The 792-nt window shown below is 68.2% G+C and carries 2 pseudogenes; both read left to right on the forward strand.

The features are described 5' to 3' along the window. Window positions 1-101 precede the first annotated feature (101 nt). Window positions 102-497, forward strand: a pseudogene (locus tag BHU15_RS41975) (neutral/alkaline non-lysosomal ceramidase N-terminal domain-containing protein); the annotation flags it as partial. Window positions 498-499: 2 nt separating this feature from the next. Then, window positions 500-792 (forward strand): annotated as a pseudogene (locus BHU15_RS41980) (neutral/alkaline non-lysosomal ceramidase N-terminal domain-containing protein); the annotation flags it as partial.

Raw genomic sequence — 792 nt, forward strand, 5'->3', positions numbered from 1 at the left:
CCAGCGACACCAGCTCCGCCGGCACAACCGCCGCCGACGCGGACTACCTCGTCGGGCGCGGCATCGCCGACGTCACCGGCGAGGCCGCCGAGACCGGCATGATGGGTTATTCGAGTTTCGACCAGAAGACGTCCGGCATCCATCAGCGGCAGCGCTCAAGGGCGTTCGTCGTCGCCGACCGGACGAGCGGCAAGCGCGTTGTGTACGTCAACGCCGACCTGGCCATGGTCTTCCAGTCCGTACGGCAGGGCGTCCTCGCCGGCCTCAAGGAGCGCTACGGCAGCCTCTACGGCGAGGAGAACGTCCTGCTGTCCGCCACCCACACCCACTCGGGTCCTGGCGGCTACTCGCACGACGTCGCGTACAACCTCTCCGTGCTCGGCTTCCAGAGCGCCACCTACCGGGCCATCGTCGACGGCATCGTCGAGTCCGTCGGCAAGGCCCACGAGGATCTGAAGCCCGGCACGATCAGCCTGGGCACGGGCACGCTCACCAACNNCCGCCTTCGACCGCAATCCGGCGGCCGACCGGGCTGCCTTCCCCGGCGGCATCGACCCGGCCATGACCGTGCTGCGGTTCCGGCAGGGCGACAAGGACGCGGGGGCGATCAGCTGGTTCGCCACCCACAACACCTCGATCACCAACAAGAACACGCTCATCAGCCCCGACAACAAGGGCTACGCCTCGTACGCGTGGGAGCACGACCTGGAGGGTGTGCGGTATCTCGACAACACCCCGGGGTTCGTCGCCGCGTTCCCCAACACCAACGCCGGGGACATGTCCCCCAACCTC

Source organism: Streptomyces niveus (genome assembly GCF_001723055.1).
Taxonomy (GTDB): domain Bacteria; phylum Actinomycetota; class Actinomycetes; order Streptomycetales; family Streptomycetaceae; genus Streptomyces; species Streptomyces niveus.